Source organism: Halolamina sp. CBA1230 (assembly GCF_002025255.2).
Taxonomy (GTDB): domain Archaea; phylum Halobacteriota; class Halobacteria; order Halobacteriales; family Haloferacaceae; genus Halolamina.
This window is the reverse complement of sequence record NZ_CP054587.1, coordinates 349,343-367,355: the sequence shown is the minus strand read 5'-3', so window position 1 is coordinate 367,355 and position 18,013 is coordinate 349,343. Positions and strand designations below refer to the sequence as shown.

Annotated in this window: 19 protein-coding genes and 1 other RNA gene; 10 read left to right on the top strand and 10 right to left on the bottom strand. The window is 70.2% G+C overall.

Going from position 1 to position 18,013, the window contains the following annotated elements:
- Positions 1–7: 7 nt before the first annotated feature.
- The 4 genes from B4589_RS01920 (at position 8) to B4589_RS01905 (ending at position 3,698) form a co-directional block, all read left to right on the top strand.
- On the top strand, positions 8–1,774 hold the full coding sequence (locus B4589_RS01920) for a DNA mismatch repair protein (RefSeq protein ID WP_079232678.1): 1,767 nt from the start codon (positions 8–10) through the stop codon (positions 1,772–1,774).
- A 156-nt stretch (positions 1,775–1,930) separates the two neighbouring features.
- The gene (gene pyrB / locus B4589_RS01915) at positions 1,931–2,854 is read left to right on the top strand and encodes an aspartate carbamoyltransferase (protein WP_079232677.1); all 924 of its coding nucleotides are present in this window, start codon (positions 1,931–1,933) and stop codon (positions 2,852–2,854) included.
- The gene (pyrI, locus tag B4589_RS01910; RefSeq protein ID WP_079232676.1) at positions 2,847–3,308 is read left to right on the top strand and encodes an aspartate carbamoyltransferase regulatory subunit; all 462 of its coding nucleotides are present in this window, start codon (positions 2,847–2,849) and stop codon (positions 3,306–3,308) included. Before pyrB ends, pyrI begins: the two co-directional genes overlap by 8 nt.
- A gap of 156 nt (positions 3,309–3,464) precedes the next feature.
- Positions 3,465–3,698, top strand: coding sequence for a hypothetical protein (locus B4589_RS01905; RefSeq protein WP_079232675.1), 234 nt, complete (start codon positions 3,465–3,467; stop codon positions 3,696–3,698).
- Positions 3,699–3,809: 111 nt separating this feature from the next.
- On the opposite strand, the gene B4589_RS01900 is transcribed toward B4589_RS01905, so the two are convergent.
- The 4 genes from B4589_RS01900 to B4589_RS01885 form a co-directional block, all read right to left on the bottom strand.
- A complete protein-coding gene (locus B4589_RS01900) occupies positions 3,810–4,478 on the bottom strand; it encodes a hypothetical protein (protein WP_079232674.1) in 669 nt (222 codons plus the stop codon).
- Between the two features lie 2 nt (positions 4,479–4,480).
- Positions 4,481–5,836: a heme o synthase gene (locus B4589_RS01895; protein ID WP_079235138.1), complete on the bottom strand. Its 1,356-nt coding sequence runs from the start codon at positions 5,834–5,836 to the stop codon at positions 4,481–4,483.
- Positions 5,837–5,954: 118 nt separating this feature from the next.
- The gene (locus B4589_RS01890) at positions 5,955–6,419 is read right to left on the bottom strand and encodes an adenylyltransferase/cytidyltransferase family protein (protein ID WP_079232673.1); all 465 of its coding nucleotides are present in this window, start codon (positions 6,417–6,419) and stop codon (positions 5,955–5,957) included.
- Positions 6,416–6,916 (bottom strand): Mov34/MPN/PAD-1 family protein, encoded by a 501-nt coding sequence (locus B4589_RS01885; protein WP_079232672.1) that lies wholly within the window; start codon positions 6,914–6,916, stop codon positions 6,416–6,418. The genes B4589_RS01890 and B4589_RS01885 overlap by 4 nt, the downstream gene beginning before the upstream one ends.
- A 142-nt stretch (positions 6,917–7,058) precedes the next feature.
- Between B4589_RS01885 and B4589_RS01880 the strand changes: the two genes are divergently transcribed.
- Positions 7,059–8,999 (top strand): DHH family phosphoesterase, encoded by a 1,941-nt coding sequence (locus tag B4589_RS01880; RefSeq protein ID WP_079232671.1) that lies wholly within the window; start codon positions 7,059–7,061, stop codon positions 8,997–8,999.
- A gap of 7 nt (positions 9,000–9,006) precedes the next feature.
- Here the strand turns inward: B4589_RS01880 and B4589_RS01875 are convergent, their stop codons facing one another.
- Positions 9,007–10,701, bottom strand: a complete 1,695-nt coding sequence (locus B4589_RS01875) for a phosphatidylserine/phosphatidylglycerophosphate/cardiolipin synthase family protein (protein WP_079232670.1) — start codon at positions 10,699–10,701, stop codon at positions 9,007–9,009.
- 48 nt (positions 10,702–10,749) lie between these two features.
- Positions 10,750–11,031: a hypothetical protein gene (locus tag B4589_RS01870; RefSeq protein ID WP_079232669.1), complete on the bottom strand. Its 282-nt coding sequence runs from the start codon at positions 11,029–11,031 to the stop codon at positions 10,750–10,752.
- A gap of 90 nt (positions 11,032–11,121) precedes the next feature.
- Here B4589_RS01870 and B4589_RS01865 point away from each other — a divergent pair, with 90 nt between their 5' ends.
- Positions 11,122–11,892 carry a hypothetical protein gene (locus B4589_RS01865; protein ID WP_079232668.1) on the top strand — a complete coding sequence of 257 codons (771 nt, stop codon included), beginning with the start codon at positions 11,122–11,124 and terminating at the stop codon, positions 11,890–11,892.
- On the opposite strand, the gene B4589_RS01860 is transcribed toward B4589_RS01865, so the two are convergent.
- Together B4589_RS01860 and B4589_RS01855 are read right to left on the bottom strand one after the other, a co-directional pair.
- Positions 11,893–12,291 (bottom strand): OB-fold domain-containing protein, encoded by a 399-nt coding sequence (locus B4589_RS01860; RefSeq protein WP_079232667.1) that lies wholly within the window; start codon positions 12,289–12,291, stop codon positions 11,893–11,895.
- Positions 12,288–13,454 carry a 3-ketoacyl-CoA thiolase gene (locus B4589_RS01855; protein ID WP_079232666.1) on the bottom strand — a complete coding sequence of 389 codons (1,167 nt, stop codon included), beginning with the start codon at positions 13,452–13,454 and terminating at the stop codon, positions 12,288–12,290. Before B4589_RS01855 ends, B4589_RS01860 begins: the two co-directional genes overlap by 4 nt.
- Before the next feature lie 85 nt (positions 13,455–13,539).
- Here B4589_RS01855 and B4589_RS01850 point away from each other — a divergent pair, with 85 nt between their 5' ends.
- The 3 genes from B4589_RS01850 (at position 13,540) to ffs (ending at position 15,064) form a co-directional block, all read left to right on the top strand.
- Positions 13,540–13,959, top strand: a complete 420-nt coding sequence (locus B4589_RS01850; protein ID WP_079232665.1) for a hypothetical protein — start codon at positions 13,540–13,542, stop codon at positions 13,957–13,959.
- Complete coding sequence (locus tag B4589_RS01845) at positions 13,956–14,678, top strand: hypothetical protein (protein ID WP_079232664.1); 723 nt, start codon at positions 13,956–13,958, stop codon at positions 14,676–14,678. Before B4589_RS01850 ends, B4589_RS01845 begins: the two co-directional genes overlap by 4 nt.
- A 74-nt stretch (positions 14,679–14,752) precedes the next feature.
- An RNA gene (gene ffs, locus B4589_RS01840) (signal recognition particle sRNA) lies at positions 14,753–15,064 on the top strand.
- A 32-nt stretch (positions 15,065–15,096) separates the two neighbouring features.
- Here the strand turns inward: ffs and B4589_RS01835 are convergent.
- Both B4589_RS01835 and B4589_RS01830 read right to left on the bottom strand, forming a co-directional pair.
- Complete coding sequence (locus tag B4589_RS01835) at positions 15,097–15,738, bottom strand: hypothetical protein (RefSeq protein WP_079232663.1); 642 nt, start codon at positions 15,736–15,738, stop codon at positions 15,097–15,099.
- A 62-nt stretch (positions 15,739–15,800) separates the two neighbouring features.
- Positions 15,801–16,946 carry an NADH:flavin oxidoreductase/NADH oxidase gene (locus B4589_RS01830; RefSeq protein ID WP_079232662.1) on the bottom strand — a complete coding sequence of 382 codons (1,146 nt, stop codon included), beginning with the start codon at positions 16,944–16,946 and terminating at the stop codon, positions 15,801–15,803.
- A gap of 182 nt (positions 16,947–17,128) precedes the next feature.
- On the opposite strand from B4589_RS01830, the gene B4589_RS01825 reads away from it, so the two are divergent.
- Positions 17,129–17,962 carry a hypothetical protein gene (locus B4589_RS01825; protein ID WP_079232661.1) on the top strand — a complete coding sequence of 278 codons (834 nt, stop codon included), beginning with the start codon at positions 17,129–17,131 and terminating at the stop codon, positions 17,960–17,962.
- Positions 17,963–18,013 lie beyond the last annotated feature (51 nt).

The following is an 18,013-nucleotide window of genomic DNA, read 5'->3' as shown; positions in this document are numbered from 1 at the left end:
ATCGGCTATGCGACTGCAGGAGTACTGGGGCGTCGGCCCGAAGACGGCCGACCTGCTCGAAGCCGAGTTGGGCGTCGAGCGTGCGGTTCGCGCCATCGAGTCTGCGGACGTGAGCACGCTGGTCGACGCCGGCCTGCCACGGGGGCGCGCGACGCGCATCCTCCGGCGGGCAACGGGGGCGGCGGGGCTGGACACGCTGGGCACCGGCGACGCCCGCGACGTGTACGGCGACCTGCTCGAACTCGCGGCGGGCGACGCGCTGACCGGCGGGGCCGCCGACCGGATCCGCGTGCTCACGCCGCTGTCGAGCCACGAGGCCGCAGCCGAACGGCTCGACCGCATCGACCAGGCACGCGAGGTGTGGACCGGCCTCGACGACGACGGCCGGGAGTCGGTGATCGACGCGTTCGCCGGCTACGACGACGCCGGCGGCGGCCGCCGCGCGGCCGTGGAAGCGGCGCTCGAACTCCGGGCGGTCGGTAGCAGCGAGGGCGGCCCGTTCGAGCGACTGGCCGATCTGGATGCCGACGGGCTCGAGGACGCGGTGGACGCGCTCGCGGCGGTCGAGGGTGAGTTCGGCGACGAGGACGAGCCGCTCTCGGTCGGCGAGGGGGCGGACGAACGCCTCGACGAACTCCGGACCCAGCTGGCCGCCGCGCGGCGACTGAACGACGCGGCGCTCGACGTGCTGGAGACCGTCCGCGGACAGGGCGTACGCTCGCTGGAGGCGTTCCAGAGCGCGGTGATCTCCTACGTCGCCGAGGAGACGGGCGTGACCGCGGGGGAGATCCGGTCGGTCGCACCCGACGAGGCCCGCGACGAGACCGACTTCGTCTCCGCGACGCTGCGCGCGCTGGTCGCCGATCTGGAGGGACAGGTCGCCGACCGCGAGGCGGCGGTCGCGGCCGACCTCCGGGAGACGCTCGACGACGCCGGCGAGGGGATCGAGGCCGCGGTCGACGCGGTGGACGAGCTCGCCTTCGACCTCTCGCTCGCGCGCTTCGCCGCGAAACACGACCTCACGCGGCCTGAGCTGGTCGAGGACGGGCTGGCGGTCCGTGGCGCGCGGAACCTCTTTCTCGACGGTGACGTCCAGCCAGTCACCTACGGCGTCGGGACGCACTCGGTCGCGGGTGACGACGCCGACCCGCCCTCCGGCGACCGCGTCGCGGTGCTGACGGGCGCGAACTCCGGCGGGAAGACGACGCTGCTGGAGACGCTGTGTGGTGTCGCGCTGCTGGCGTCGATGGGGCTGCCAGTTCCGGCCGAGGACGCGGAAGTCGGGCGGTTCGACACGGTCGTGTTCCACCGCCGGCACGCCTCGTTCAACGCCGGCGTGCTGGAGTCGACGCTGCGCTCGGTCGTGCCGCCGCTGACCGGCGAGGGGCGGGCGCTGATGCTCGTCGACGAGTTCGAGGCGATCACCGAACCCGGCCGCGCGGCGGACCTGCTGAACGGACTGGTCGACCTGACCGTCGACCGCGGCGCGCTGGGCGTGTTCGTCACCCACCTCGCGGAGGACCTCTCGCCGCTGCCCGGCGCCGCCCGCGTCGACGGGATCTTCGCGGAGGGGCTGACCGACGAACTCGACCTTCGGGTCGACTACCAACCACGGTTCGGCACTGTCGGGCGCTCGACGCCGGAGTTCATCGTCTCGCGGCTGGTCGCGAACGCCGGCGACCGCGACGAGCGCGCGGCGTTCCGCTCGATCGCGGCCGCGGTGGGGGAGGAGGCGGTCCAGCGGACGCTCTCGGACGCGGAGTGGTCGCCGTAGCTCGGTTCCGCACCCCCGCCGGCGGAGGGGAGTCCGGCAGCCGGCCGCGCGCTTCGAGATTCGTAACGCCCCCCGTTCTGCGACCCATCGACGTGTACACTGCCGCGGGGGACGGAGCCGAGGGATTCAAGGTCGTGCCCATCCCGCTCTCGAGTGATGCGTCAGGACCACCTCGTCGCCGCGGGCCAGCTCTCGCGGGCGGACGTCGAGCGGGTGCTCGACCGCGCCGCCGAGTTCGACGCCGCGCTCGACGCCGGCGACGACCTCCCCGCCCGGTACCCCGAGAAGCTGCTCGCGCTCTGTTTCTACGAACCCAGCACGCGCACCAAGATGTCGTTCGAGACCGCGATGAAGCGTCTCGGCGGCGACGTCGTCGACATGGGCGGCGTCGACGCCTCCTCGGTGAAGAAAGGCGAGAGCCTCGCGGACACGGTCCGGGTGATCGAGGGGTACGCCGACGGGCTCGTGCTCCGTCACCCCCGCGAGGGCGCCGCCAAGATGGCCGCGGAGTTCGTCGACGCCCCGGTAGTCAACGCCGGCGACGGTGCGGGCCACCACCCGAGTCAGACGCTACTCGACCTGTACACGATCCGGGAGGCCGCAGGACTGGACGATCTCACGATCGGCATCGTCGGCGATCTGAAGTACGGCCGGACGGTCCACTCGCTGGCGACCGCGCTGACGGAGTTCGACACCCGGATGCATTTCGTCAGCCCCGAGTCGCTCCGGCTCCCTCGATCTGTCCGCTTCGACCTCCACGAGGCGGGCGCGCAAGTGCGAGAACACACGCAACTCGACGAGGTGCTGCCCGAACTCGACGTGCTGTACGTGACCCGGATCCAGCGCGAACGGTTCCCCGACGAGGACGAGTACCGCAAAGTCGCGGGGGAGTTCCAGATCGACGCCGAGACGCTCGAGGCCGCCCGCGAGGATCTGACCGTGATGCATCCGCTGCCACGCGTCGACGAGATCGACCCCGCGATCGACGACACCGACCACGCGAACTACTTCGAGCAGGCCCACAACGGCGTCCCCGTCCGGATGGCGCTGCTCGACCTCCTCTTTGCCAACCATGAGTGACCACGAACTCCGCGTCTCGAAGATCCGCGACGGCACCGTGCTCGACCACCTCCCGGGCGGGAGCGCGCTGAACGTGCTCGCGATGCTGGGGATCGACGGCAGCGAGGGCACCGGCGTCAGCGTCGCGATGAACGTCCCCTCCGAACGTCTCGGCACGAAAGACGTGGTGAAAGTCGAGGAACGCGAACTCTCCCAGGCGGAGGTGGACGTGCTCTCGCTGATCGCCCCGCGGGCGACGGTGAACATCGTCCGGGAGTACGAGGTACAGGAGAAGAAACAGGCCGAGCGCCCCGACACCGTCGTCGGCGTGCTGGCCTGCCCGAACAGTAGCTGTATCACCAACGCCGAGGAGCCGGTCGAGAGCCGGTTCGACGTGCTCGACGACGGCGTTCGGTGTGGCTACTGCGAGGAGATCATCCGCGAAGGGATCGCGGCGCATCTGGACGTGGGCTGACGGGTCCGTTGGGAGGCAGTCCGTGCGCTACCGGTGAGAAACTGGAACGGCAGATTCGGCACTTGCCTTCGATCAGAGCCGTCGCGGACCGCTGATCCGACCGAGACAGTCGTGCGCGTAACAAAGGTATAACCAGATGGCAGACGTAACGTACGTATGGACCCGGCAACCGACTCACGGAACGACGACGAAGCCGGCGACGAGGATCATCCGACCGACGAGGAGCAGGTAGAGACTGAATGGCATTTCTGGCTGTTAGCCATACTTCTCGGCGCCGGAATCCTCCTGATAATTTTCCCACCGGGCATACTGCCCGAAATCGGGTTCGCCCTCGTTGCAGCAGCGGTGGCTGGGTGGATCCTCAAGACGGTAATCGAGAAAGAGGTATGAACACAGTAGGCGGGAGCGGTGCCAATCGATACTCGTCGCCCGTTTCCCGAGAGATCCCGGGAGAGCGCCTCCGGGGCTGGGTAAATCTGGACCCACCAGAGCTCCGACCTCTCACCGCAGCGACCCCAGCGACGGCCGCCACGCCAGCAGCGCCACCGTCAGCAGGAACACCGCCGTCGACACGTCGTAGGCGTACGTCGTCGTCGCCACCGCGACGAACGAACCGCCGCCGAACACCGCCGTCCCGATCGAGGCGAGGATCGGCCACGAACAGGAGACACAGGAGAACAGCCCCAGCAGCCCCGAGACCGCCGAGCGGGAGACGTCCAGCACCGTGACGAACACGAGATAGGCGAGCGCGAGATAGCCCAGCACCCGGGCCGGCATCAGCACCAGCCGGAGGAACTCGCCGTGGTACGTCACCGCCGGCCCCCAGCCCGGCGGGAGCCAGAGCACCGAGAGTCCGTGAGCGTGCCCGCCGGGGCCGATCATTCCGCCAGTGTAGGCCAGCACCGCGAGGTAGCCGACCGCGAGTACCCCCGCCCGGCGAACGGTCGACCCGCTCGCGTCGGGCACGTCGGTCCGGAGGAACACCCAGATCGCGACGTTGATCCAGAGCAGACCGTACAGCGCAAAGCGTGGCGCGCTGACCGCGACGGTGTCGCCGAACAGCCAGTAGCCGGTCAGCGCCATCACCTCGACGTAGAGGATCCCCGTCCAGAGGAGGATCGTCCGGGGTTCGGGGAAGGCGTCGGCGTCGACGCGGTCGATGACCGACATCGTCACAGCGCCAGCGTGTCGAGCACGACGGCGAGCAGTACGCCGCCGAGGTAGGCGTTCGAGGCGTGGAACGCGCGGAACGCCGCCTGCTCGGTGCGCTCGAAGTGGAGGCGGACGACCGCCCAGAGGAACAGGCCGGCCAGCGCGATGCCGAAGGCGACGAACAGCCAGTCGAGCCGTGCGGCCAGCGCCAGCGCGGCCGTCGCCGAAAGCGTCGCGCCGAGGTACCAGACGATGTGGCGCCGCGTCGTCGTCTCGCCGCGCACGACGGGCATCATCGGGAAGCCGCCGGCCGCGTAGTCGTCCTTGTACGCCAGCGCGAGGTTGTAGAAGTGCGCCGGCGTCCAGAGGAACACGACCGTCGCGAGGCCGACGCCGCCCCAGCCGATCTCACCCGTGACGGCCGCCCAGCCGATCAGCGCGGGGAGTGCGCCGGCCGCGCCGCCGATGACGGTGTTCTGGACGGTGTTGGGCTTGAGGATCAGCGTGTAGACGACGCTGTAGAACGCGATCGCGGTCAGCCCGAGCACCGCCGCGAGGAGGTTGATCGAGGCGAACAGCCCGACCGAGATCGCCGCGAGCGTGAGGCCGAACGCGACGGCGTTCCGAACCGGCACGAGATCGACCGCAAGCGGGCGGTCGCTGGTGCGCTGCATCTTCCGGTCGACGTCGCGTTCGAGCACGTGGTTGAACGTCCCCGAGGCGCCGATGGCGAGCGCGCCGCCGACCAGCGTCTTGGCGACGACGGGGGCGGTGAACTGCTGGCCGCCGGCCAGCGCCATCGCCGCCGACGCGACGAGACAGAGCAGCCACATCAGTCGCGGCTTGGTCAGGCGAGCGTACGCCGCGAGTTTCGCTTTCGTTCGCGGCCAGCCCGGTTCGGGAAGTTCCGGGGAGGGAGCGTCCTCGACAGGGGGGAGCTCGTCGTCGAGCGGGTCCTCGGGTTCGTCGTCGGGGTCGCCGGTCGCGGCTTCGAGCGTCCACGCGAGCGCGGCGAGCACGCCGCCGAAGATGACGACGCCCACGGCGAGGTGGATCGCCGAGACGGCGGCCGTCGGCGCCACGGTCGTGGTGGCGATCACGGCGCCCACGCCGGACTGGAGCGGGAACAGCGCGAGTGCGAACAGGAGCGCACCTTTCACGCGCCGGGACTCGCCGCGGCGGACGGCGAGGACGGTGGCGCCGACGAGCAGCAGGCCGACGACGCCGGCGCCGATCCGGTGGCCGAGGGCGAACCAGCCGTCGGCGGAGGTCGGGAGGGCGAAGCCGCCGCCACAGGCGGGCCAGCCGTGACACGCTGCGGCGGCGTCGGTCACTGCCGACGTCGCGCCGACCGCGACGAGCAGGTACACCCCCATCGCGGCCGCCGCGAGCAAGCCGGCGAACTGGCGGTCCGAAGTCACTACGCGGACTAACGCGCCGCGATACTTATCCGCTTCGCGTTTGCCCAACGCGTGGGGAAGAGCTGAGACCTGCCTACCCGCGTCGGTCCAGGATCCGCTCGACGATCCGGCCGGTCGAGAGCAGTTCGTCCTCGTACTTCGGCTCCCGTGGCCCCGCACGTGCCACGTCGCAGTCGATCCCGCGATCGTCAAGTGCGGCCCGCAACGCGTCTTCGTCGTGGTGCTGGTCGTACCCGAGCACGATCACGCTCGGGTCGATGCGCTCGATGGGAACGAAGATGTCCGACTCGTGGCCCAGGTGAGCCTCGTCGACGGCGTCGATGGCCTCGACCACGTCCCGGCGCTGGCGCGCGGGTAGCACGGGCTCGGCCTTGTGCGAGACGTTCGAACTCCGGGCGACGATCACGTGGAGCTCGTCGGCCATCGCGGCGGCCTCCCGGAGGTAGTGGACGTGCCCCGGGTGGAGCAGGTCGAAGGTGCCCTGTGCGACTGCTCTGGTCCGTTCCCCGTCAGCGTCGCTCGAGACGTCGCCGTTCATAGCTCGTCCTCGTCGATACCGAGTTCGGCGTCGATATCCTCCTGCGTGAAGTCGAAGAAGTCCTCGGGGTCGTCCATCTCGACGTCGTACACCGGGAGGCTGCGGCGTTTCCCCTCGCGATCCAGCGCGACCCAGTCGTCGCGGCCGTAGGGGTGGCCGACGATGATGTGGACCTGCCCCTTGCCGAACGTCGCGAGGTCGGCCTGGGAGGGCTGGAGCACGCCGTTGGGGTGGGAGTGGATCGAGCCGACCGAGGAGAAGTCGTTGGGGATCATGCTGGTCTTGACCGTCGCGCTCACGGGGTTGGACTCGGTGCCGGGGATGATCAGCACGTCCGTCACGAGCAGGCCGTCGTGGTCGACGTCGTACTCGCTGGCCGGCTCCCCGCGCAGCAGCCCCATGTACTCGTCGGGGTGGGTCTCGCGGGACGCTTCGAGCGCGAACGTGAGGGCGTCGTCGGCGATGCCGACCACATCGCCCGACCGGAACAGTCCCATCTCCCGGTACTCGGAGGCGGCGCCAACTAAGGATTCCGGGACGCGCTCGGCGGCCCCAGCCGGCGTCGCCCCCGCTCGGCGACCAGTTCGTCACGACGGCCGAACTGGAAGACTTAACACCCGCGACCGCCGAGTTTTCAGTATGACAGAGCACTCCGCCGGCGAGGACGCCGGCACCGCCGAGGGCGGTTCGCCTTCGGCCCGTCGGGATGTTCCCGACGACGCGACCGTGGTTTACGACCTCGACGACGACTGCACGATGGACGACGTCGCCGAGGGCGCGCGCTACCTCGTGACCGTCAACGGCGTGGTCGACTACGGCGTCTTCGTCGACGTCTCCGACGCCGTCTCGGGGCTGGTCCACGAGTCCGGTCTCGACGGCGAGTACGAGGAGGGCGACGAGCTGGTCGTCCGCCTGACCGAGATCCGGGAGAACGGCGACATCGCGTTCGAGGAGGTCGACCCCGCCGAGAACCGTGTCGTCAGCGTCGAACACGAACCGGAGATCACCCTCGTCGACGAGCTCCGCCGCGGCGAGGCGGTCACCGTCGAGGGCGAACTCACACAGATCAAACAGACCGGCGGCCCGACGATCTTCCACGTCGGCGACGAGACCGGGATCGTCGCCGCCGCCGCGTTCGAGGAGGCCGGCGTGCGCGCCTACCCGGAGGCCGAAATCGACGACATCGTCCGCGTCAGCGGCGAGGTCGGCCTCCACGACGGCGTCCGCCAGCTGGAGGTCGACGACGTCACCGTCCTCGAGGGCGAGACGGCGGAGGCCGCCCGCGAGCGGCTCGACGAGGCCCGAACCCACCGCGCCGGCCCCGAGTCGGTCGAGCCGCTGGTCGAGTGGCCCGAGTTCGAGAAGCTCCGGGAGGATCTCGAAGAGCTCGCCCGACTCCTGCGCCGGACGGTGCTCGAAGGCCGGCCGATCCGGGTGCGCCACCACGCCGACGGCGACGGGATGTGTGCGGCCGTCCCCGTTCAGCGCGCGCTTGAGAGCTTCATCCAGGAGGTCCACGCCGATCCCGACGCGAGTCGCCACCTGTTCAAGCGGCTCCCCTCGAAGGCGCCGTTCTACGAGATGGAGGACGTGACCCGCGACCTCAACTTCGCGCTGGAGGGGCGGGCCCGCCACGGCCAGCAGCTCCCGTTCCTGCTGATGCTCGATAACGGGAGCACCGAGGAGGACACGCCGGCGTACCGAAACCTCGCCCACTACGACATGCCCATCGCGGTCGTCGACCACCACCATCCCGACCCCGAGGCGGTGAACCCGCTGCTCGACGCCCACGTCAACCCCTACCTGTACGACGAGGACTACAGCATCACGACGGGGATGATGTGTGTCGAACTCGCGCGGATGATCGACCCGGAGATCACGGAAGAGCTCCGCCACGTCCCGGCGGTCGCGGGGGTCTCGGACCGCTCGCGGGCCGACGCGATGAGCGACTACGTCGAACTCGCCGAGGCGGAGGGGTACGACCGCGACGACCTCGACGACGTCGGCGAGGCGCTGGACTACGCGGCCCACTTCCTGCGCTACTCCAGCGGCCACTCGGTCGTGAACGACGTGCTCAACGTCGGCTGTGACGACCGCGATCGCCACGAGGAGCTGGTGGAGTTCCTCTCCAGCCGCGCCGAGCGCGACGTGGACGAACAGCTCGACGCCGTCGAGGACCACGTCGAACACGAGACCCTCGAGAGCGACGCCCACCTCTACCGGATCGACCTCGATCGGTGGGCCCACCGCTTCACCTACCCCGCGCCGGGGAAGACCACCGGCGAACTCCACGACACGAAGGTCGAGGAGACGGGCGACCCCGTGATCACGATCGGCTACGGGCCGGACTTCGCCGTCCTCCGGAGCGACGGCGTGCGGCTGGACATCCCCGAGATGGTCGAGGAGCTGAACGACGAGCTTCCGGGCGCCGGCGTCTCCGGCGGGGGCCACCTCGTCGTCGGCTCGATCAAGTTCGTGAAGGGTCGGCGCGAGCAGGTGATCGACGCGCTGGTCGAGAAGATGGCCGACGCCGAGATCGACGAGGAGCTCTCCTCGACCGCCGCCGCGCTGGACGACTAACTTTCGCTCACTCCTCCCACTTCTCCACCGCCGCGAAGTTCAGCGACCGTGTCGCGACCAGCCCCGCCACCAGCACCGCGGCGACGGCACCGGCGGCGAACAGCCACGTCCGCCCGGCACCGCTCCCGCCTTGCCAGTCGGCATCGAAGCTCTCGCGGTAGTAGGCGACCGGCTCCGGCCCGTGGAGCGCGAGCGCGACCTCGCGGTTCCGGGTCGCGCTGTTCTCGTTCCAGTTCAGCGACCCCACGACCGCGAGGTCGTCGTCGACCAGCAGCCCCTTCGCGTGGATCTTCTCGTAGCGCCCCTCGGGTTCGGAGATCCGTGCCGAGAGCGGCGCGTCGTTGCGGTCGGCCCAGTCGTTCAGCCACGACACCAGCGCCTCGTTCTCCTCGGCCGAGTACCACGCCCCCGAGAGCAGGATCCGGACCTCGACGCCGCGCTGGGCGGCCCGCAGCGTCGCCCGCACGAGCGTGTTGTCCTGCCGGCCGAGGCTGGGCTGGAGCACGTCGACGCGCGTCTCGGCGGCGTCGATAGCCGAGACGAGCTCCGACTCCGCGTTGCCGGGGGCGGTCAGCAGCGTGACGTTCCTGGCCGTGACGTGTTCGGGAGCGAACTGGGTCGGGTAGCTGCCGTTCGCGGCCGGCACCGACTCGAATCGGCGGTTCTCGCGGAACGCCGCCCAGGGCTGAGTGTCCGCCGCAGTGCTGTCGTTCCGGAACAGCGCCGCGAGCTCGTCGGCCGTCGTCCCGTTCTCGGTCCTGACCCCCCAGCCACGGCTCGACGCGCCGCCGACGCCGGATGGTTTCCAGTTCTCCGAGAGGACGAGCGCGCGGCCGTCAGCGACGGCGTATTTTGGGTGGTGGAACGCGAACCGGTTCGCACCGACGCCGACGACCCGAACCTCGATCCCTGCGTCGGCAAGACGGTCGAGCAGTCGGGCTTGCCGTGCGGAGGCGCCGTTGACCGGCTCCGCTTCGACCAGCACCCGCACGTCGACACCGCGCGATTCCGCGGCGAGCAGCGCTTCGGTGACACGCTCGGACGTGAAGCTGTACCCGCCGATCAGGAGGCAGTCCTCGGCGCTGCGGAGCGTCTCGATCGGGACGCCGGGCGAGTCGGGGAGCAGGAACGCGGTGGCGTTGGCCGGCCCGGTCGTAATCGCCGGTCGGGGGTCGAGCCCGCGCGGCCGCCACTCGGCGACGGCGGGGAGGTAGCGCTCGCCCTCGGTCGTCTCGGCGTAGCGAACGCGATGGACGATCTCCCTGCCTCGCCGGAGGACGACCGTCTCGCCCGTGTTCGCGAGCGCGAACGATCCCTCGACGACGGTCGCACCGTCGCCCGCACTGTCGGAGACGACCTCAGGATCGGGCGTGATCAGCAGCCTGCCGGTGCGGTTCCGGAGCCGTGTCGTCGACTCGCCGTCCGAGAGGCTCCAGTTACCGTGTTCAGGGAGTCGGACGACCACGTACTCCCCCGTGTCGCCGTCCCGCACTGGGTCCGGGTAGAGTTCGACGACAGCGGCAGTCGCGTTTGAGTCAGGTTCGTCGCTGACTGCGATCCCCGCCGTGTCGTGGGTTGGGGTCGTGGCAGCGTGACCGACGCCGACGCCGGCGAACGAGACGAGCAACAGGCTCGCGAGGAGCAGCTGCACGGCCAGCGCGCTCCGGATCCGTCGATCCCGTGATCGGTGCTGTCGCGCCACGGGACGGCTGGTCCCGCTATCAGTGATAAACTCTCGCCGGGTCGGACGCTACATCCCCATGTCTTCCGCGGGGTCGGGGACGGGGAGGTCGTCGACGGCCACGCCGAGCAGTTCGGCGGCGTGATCCAGCGCCATGTCGAACCCGTAGTAGCGTTCGAGTTCGTCGCCGTCCGGGGCGGTTCGGACCTTCAGCATCGCGTAGCCGTCGACGTTCTGGGCGATCGAGGCGGTTCGCCCCTCGCGCTCGAAGTCGAGTCGGCGCTCGCCCGCCGCCTCGACGTAGTGGGCGGTCACGTCGCCCGCCGTCAGTTCGGTCTCGCGGTCGCTCATGACCGGCGGTTCGACCGCCCCGGTGTAAGGCTCATCGGTGTCGGCGGGTCGCAGTGCAGGCTTATAGGTCGCCCGCCCCAACGGGGGGGCATGACCGACCGTCGGGACCCCTCGGAGGAGGACCTTCGCGCCCGCCTCGACGAACTCGAGTCGACGCTGACCGAACTCCGCGACCAACTCGACGCCGAGCCCTCGCGGCCGACGATCCCCCGTGGGCTCCCGGGCAGCGGGCGACGACCGCCGCGCCCGCCGCGGCTGCGGGAGGTGCTGCGCTTCACCGAGGAGTACACCATCCCGACGCTGATCTCGATCCTGGAGACGAACGTCCGGCTGCTCCGGCTCACCGGCGCGGCGCTGCGCGCGCTCGACCCGGAGCGCTCGGCGACCCCGTCGGACGACGGCGCGGTCCGGCGGGCGATCGACGCCGGGCGCGGCCTCTCGACGGACCGACTCGCGAGCACGCTCGAGGAGTTGAACGACGCGATCGCCGGGACCGAGGCGCCCGACCCCGAGGCACGCGAACTCCTTTCGGAGGCCGAGGAGCTCTCCGCGGAGATCCAGGACCGCCTCCGGGACGCGACGGAGTCGGCCGACACGCGACGGGAGCGATCGGGAGGCGCGGCCGACGGCGTCGAAGCGGACGACACGGTCTCCATCGACGTGGCGGATGCGGGCGAGGGTGAGAACGCGGACGAGCAGTCTGACGGGAACCCCGAACCGGACGTCGACGCCGAACTCGACTCGATCCGGGACGAGATCAGGGGTTCCGAGGCGGACGAGGAAGTGGGCGACGACGACGCCGGCGACGGGGACGAAGACGAGGAACCGGGCGACGACGCCGACGGCACCGCGCTGGAGTAGCTACTCGACGGGGCGGAAGCGGAACCCGTCCCACTCCTGACTCTCCGGCTCGCGGATCCCCTTTTCGGGGTCGCGGAGTTGGTCGACGTGGAACGGTTCGACCGTGTCACCGATGTCGACATTCCCGTCCTCGAGTTGACCCAGCGCGCGGACCGGCCTGCCGTCCACGTCGAACTCCACGATAGCGAGGTGGTTCGGTTGGCGGACGCCCGGCGGCGTCGCCGTCGAGGTAGTCCACGTCACCACCTCGGCAGTGTACTCGCTGAGGTCGACAGTGCCCACTGGCTCCTCGCCGCCCGGCCCCCGCGGGTGGCCGGGGTAGGTGATGCTCCCGTCGGGGTAGCGGTACGCGGTCATCTCCGGTTCGTCGCTCTCCGTGGGTTCGGTCTGGTCGCTCATTCTGCCTCCGGCGTTTCGAGGATGGTTGTGGTCACGCAGTTGCCGAAGCCGCCGACGTTGCACGCGAGGCCGATCTCGGGGCCGTCCAACTGTCGGGCGCCGGCCTCGCCGAGTAGCTGTTCGTACACCTCCACCGCCTGGGCGACGCCGGATGCGCCGAGTGGGTGGCCCTTCGACTTCAGGCCGCCGGAGGTGTTGATCGGGAGGTCGCCGTCGCGTTCGGTACGGCCTTCCTCGATCGCTTTCCAGCCCTCGCCCTTCTCTGCGAAGCCGAGGTCCTCGAACTGCAGGAACTCGAGGATCGTGAACATGTCGTGGAGTTCCGCGAAGTCGATGTCTTCGGGGCCGCGGTCGGCCATCTCGTACGCCTGATCGCTCGACTCAACGACGCCGCGCATCGTCGTCGGGTCCGGGCGCTCGTGGACGACGTGGGTGTCCGTCGCGCCCGCGACGCCGCCCACGACGACGTACTCGTCCGTGATCTCCCGGGCGACGGACTCCGGGCAGAACAGTAGCGCGGCGGAGCCGTCGGTGATCGGGCAGAAGTCGTAGAGGCGGAGCGGGTCGGCGACGATCGGCGACTCGAGGACGGTGTCGAGATCGACCTCCTTCCGAAACTGCGCTTTCGGGTTGTCGACGCCGTTCTTGTGGTTCTTCACCGCGACTTTCCCGAGGCTCTCGCGTGGCGCGTCGTACTCGTCGAGGTAGAGTCGCGCCGTGAGGCCGGCGAAGGAGGGGAGTGTGACGCCGTGTTTGTACTCCACGGGGTGGGTGAGCGAGGCGATCACGTCCGTCGCCTCGCCCGTGGTCTTGTGGGTCATCTTCTCCCCGCCGACGAGCAGCGTCATCTCGCTGGCCTCGGAGGCGATCGACTGCCACGCGGCGTAGATGCCGGCGCCGCCGGAGGAGGAGGTCTGGTCGATCCTGGCGGTGTAGGCCGGCTGCGCGGCGAGGTCGTGGGCGAGCATGTTCGGCGCGCCCGTCTGCCCCTCGAGTTCGCCGCTGGCCATGTTCGAGACGTACAGGTGGTCGACGGCGTCGGCCGCGACGCCGGCGTCGTCGAGGCAGTCGGCGCCGGCCGCCGCGAGCAGGTCGCGCAGCCACTCCCCCTCGCGGTCGCCGAAGGGGGTCATCGACGCGCCAACGATGGCGACTCGGTCCATACCCGTTGCCCGGACGCGGGTCGCTTACGCGTTTCCCTTCGTCGAACACGAGCGATTTATGCCCGCGCCGGCGCGACTGCCGGCCATGGATCTCGCGGACCCCGCAGACACCGGCAAACTGACTGCGGTCGTCGCCGCGCTGCTCGCCGTCGTCGCGTTCGCGCCGCTCGTACTGGTGACCGGGACCGGGAACACCCTCGGCGCCTACTACGCGGCCGGCCCGTTCGGCCTCACCGCGGTCGGCCTGCTGGCGGTCGTGGCCGCGGTCGTGTTCCTCTCGGTCGGCCAGCCCCACACCGACCCGCTGACGCTGTCGGGGGTCGGCGTCGTCGTCGCCCTCGGTACGCTGCTGACGGCGGTCATCTGGGTGTTCACGCTCGACTCGACGCTGCTGTTCAGTTTCCCCGCCGAGTACGCCTGGATCGAACACCACCGCTGGGTCGTGATCGGCGGCGCGGTGCTGCTGACCGCCGTCTCCGGGTTCCAAGCCCGGACAGCGCTGTGACCGACTGGCCACCCGTCGACCCCACGGACGCGTCGGCCGCCGCCGAACGCCGCGACGAGGTGGTCGACGCCGTGCGCGACCACGCGGGCCAGGTCGCTTACGAACTCGCGCTGCTGGAGGGCGGAGACTACGGCCGCGTCGACTTCGAGACCGACGCCGGTGAGTGGACCGTGAAGTACGAGGCCGGCGATCTGGAGTACCTCCGCTACGACCCGAACAGTGGCTCGGAGGTGTACGTCGTCTCGACGAAACGCCAGCCCGAGCCGTCGGCGCTCGCCAAGGCACTCGCGGACTACCCCGCGTTCGTCCGAGCGTTCAACGACCACGTCGCTGCCGTCGAGGCGCAGTTGGAAGACGTGCCGACCGAGTTCCCGGAGCCGGCGAGTACCGACGAGGCCGTGACCGAACGCCGGCGCGTGCTCGACCGCGTGGAGGCAGTCTGCGACGAGATCGCGGGCCAACTCCACCGCTTCGAGGGCGGCGAGTACGGCACCTACGAGGCGCGGATCGAGGGACAACGGTGGGAGCTCAACTGGGACCGCGACGGCGTCTCCTACCTCCGGATCGGCGGGAGCGACGGCGTCTACCTGCTCTCGCAGTACGCGCCGCCGGACGCCGCCGACATCCGGCAGTACGTCCCGAAGTTCCCGGCCTTTGTCGACGACTACAACGAGACGGTCGCCGATCTGACCGAGACGCTCTCGCGGGTCGAACTCTGAAACGGGCGAGGGGTCGAACGCCGGCGTCGAGATGCCCGACCCGAAAGGGCCTTAAGTCGCACCCCGTTACTCCGGAGTGGACTAGGTCGGGCGGTTAGGCCCCGCTCGTCACCCCCGAGATAGTCTTCAGGGGGGACCGAACCCCGGGCGCGTCCGGTCAGACCGGCGCGGGCCTCGGGAGCCGACGTGGAAGCCTCGTCCGCCGGGGACAGCGGTCCGCGACGCCCGCCCGCAGGGGCGATCCGTCGCGGTTGGTCGACGGCACCGGGTCAGGCGCGGAAGCGAGCAGCCCACCGTCGGACGCCCGTCGCTCGTCGGGTCGCGGGGTGGAGGAGGCAACCGAGACTCCCCGTGTCGGAACGCCGGGCAACCCCGGGCGTCCGCCATTCATTCCGTTCTCAGTTCGCGAGCGACCGCTCTATCGGTCCGACTCGTACTTCCGCGACCAGTACGCGATCAGCGGCGTGCCGACGACCGTCGGCCAGAGCCACGCCGAGACGCCGATCACCGGCGTGAGGTTCACCGCCGAGACGGCGCTGATCGTCGCGATAAAGGCCGCGATCATCCGTTGGAGGTGGCCGACCAGCCACTCGCCGCTCTCGCCCCGGCGGAACGACCGTAGCTCCTGCCCGCCGAACGCGACGCCGATACCGCCGAAGACCGCCATCACGACGCCGAAGGAGCTCCCGTCGAGGAACCAAGCGACGCCCCAGCTACCCAGCACCAGACACGCGACGACGACCGTGCCGGCGGCCAGCCAGTCGACCGTCGCCGGCGTCTCGCTCGGCCGTTTCCGCGACAGCACGCGGTAGCCCGAGAACGCGAGGTAGCCGCTGAACACCGCGACCAGCGTGAGGACGATCCGGAACGTCGTCACCGCGGCGGCGAGCAGCACGAACACCGTCGCCACGGTGACAGCCATCGCGGCGAGGAACAGCTTCCCGGCGCCGCGGTGTCGACGGCCGCCTTTCTTCGTCACCAGCGCGCCGACGCCGGCGAGCACCGCCACCGTTCCCGCGGCGATATGCAGCCATAGCGACCACGTCTCGAGCGTCGGCATGGTCGAGCCGTCGTGAACCGGCTGGAAAAGTCTGCCCCCGAAACGGCCGCTCGTTCGTCCGCTCAGGCCCGTTTGTACTGGTCCGGCCACTCCGGCGCGTTCTCGGCGTCGAGTTCCCGGCCGGCGTGCAGCGTGAAGTACGGGTCACGAAGGTGTTCACGCGCGAGCAGCACCGCGTCGGCGCGCTCGTTGCCCACCAGCGCCTCGGCGTGTTCGGCCTCGGTGATCCCGCCGACGGTGCCGACCGCGATCTCGTCGCTGCCGGCGTCGAGTTCGTCGCCCGAGAGCGTCTGGCCGTCCTCGGCCAGCACCTCCCGGATCGTCTCGGCGTACGTGGCCTGGTAGCCCGGCCCCGTGCGCGGCACCTGCTGGTCGGGGTGGATGCCGCCCGAGGAGACGTCGAGGAAGTCAACGCCGATCTCCGCCAGATCGCCAGCGAGGCGGGCCGACTGCGCCACGTCCCAGGACTCGCGGGCGGGCAGCCAGTCGGTCGCGGAGATGCGGACGAAGATCGGCTTCTCGTCCGGCCAGACCGCGCGGACGGCCTCACAGACCTCCCGGAGGAGCTTCGTCCGCCCCTCGAAGTCGCCGCCGTAGGCGTCGTCGCGGTCGTTGGTGACCGGCGAGAGGAACTCGTGGAGCAGGTAGCCGTGGGCGGCGTGGATCTCCGGCACCTCGAAGCCGGCGTCGAGCGCGTACTTCGCGGACTGCTCGAACGCCTCCACGACCTCCGCGATGTCGTCCTCGTCCATGCGCTCCGTGGGGGCAGTGTTCTCCTCGTCACGCGGGTAGGGCGTCTCGGTGGGCCCTTTCGGGGTCCACCCACCCTCGTCCTCCGTGACGAGGCGGGGGCCGTCCTCCCACGGCCGGCGAGTGCTGGCTTTCCGGCCGGCGTGGGCCAGCTGGATCGCCGGGACGCTACCCTGCTCGCGGATGAACTGTGCGGTCGGGGCGAGCGCGTCGGCGTGTTCCTGACTCCAGAGACCCAGATCCTCGGGCGAGATGCGCCCGCGCGGCTCGACGGCGGTCGCCTCGGCGATCACGACGCCGGCGCCGCCGACGGCGCGGCTGCCGAGGTGGACCTGGTGCCAGTCGGTCGCCAGCCCGTCGCGGGCGTCACAGGAGTACTGGCACATCGGCGACACCATCACGCGGTTCGGGATCGTCGTCTCACGTAGCGTGAGTGGTTCGAACAGTGCGGCGTTCACACCGGGACCACGGCGGGGCGGGAAAAGGCGCTGTCGGCCGGTGCCCGGATTGCCGATTTCCGGGACCCGCCGATGCCCGGTGCCCGGATCGCCGATTCCCGTGACGTTGGCTCGTTGTCGCGCGTTCCGGCGTGCCGTGCCGGCTTCGGGAGCTTTTCACTACTACCGTGGGGATCGAACCCATGGCACTCTCGACTGCGGAGATCATGCAGATCAGCCTCGACCTCGTCGGCTGGGACGAGGTGCCGGCAGACAGCGGTATCCACGTTCCCGGCGAGAGCCTCGAGACCGCGCTGGTGGGGATCGATCTCGAGTCGCCGGAGATCCAGCTGGCCCACCGCGAGGGGTACGACCTCGTGCTCGCCCACCACCCGCCGGGCGGCGACCCGCGCGTGAACTTCGCGCCGGTGCTGGACAAGCAAGTCGAGTTCATGACCGCCCACGGCGTGCCCGAGGAGCGCGTCGAGGCGGCGTCGTCGTCGATCGTCTCCGGCATGGAGCACGCGGGCCACAGCGCGAACTACCGCCACGACCCCAGCATCGCCGAACACCTCGACCAGCCGTACATGAACGTCCACCTCGCCCCGGACGAACTCGGCCGCCGGCGGTTCCGCGAGATCGCGGATGGCCTCGCTGACGGCGCGACCGTCGGCGCGTTCGCGGACGCGCTGGGCGAGATCCCCGAGATCGACGAGGCGATCACCGACGTGGAGCTCCGCGTCGGCGACCGGGAAAACGATCTCGGCGAGGTCGCGATCCACCACGCCGCCGGCACGAACGGCGGCAGCGACGTTGCCAGCGCCTACTTCGACCACGGCGTCGACACCGTCCTCTACATCCACGTCGGCGCCGGCGACACGGCCGAACTGCAGGAGGCGTACGGCGGCGAGGGGAAGAACCTCGTCGTCACGGGCCACATCGCCAGCGACGCCATCGGGATGAACGAGTTCGTCGACGCGCTGGAGGCGGCGGGACTGGACTGCGACACGGTTTCGGGCTGTGGGATCGGCCGGTAGGTCGCGGTCCGACAGCCCCGCTGCGTGATCGGTACCGCGATTGGGGAGCCA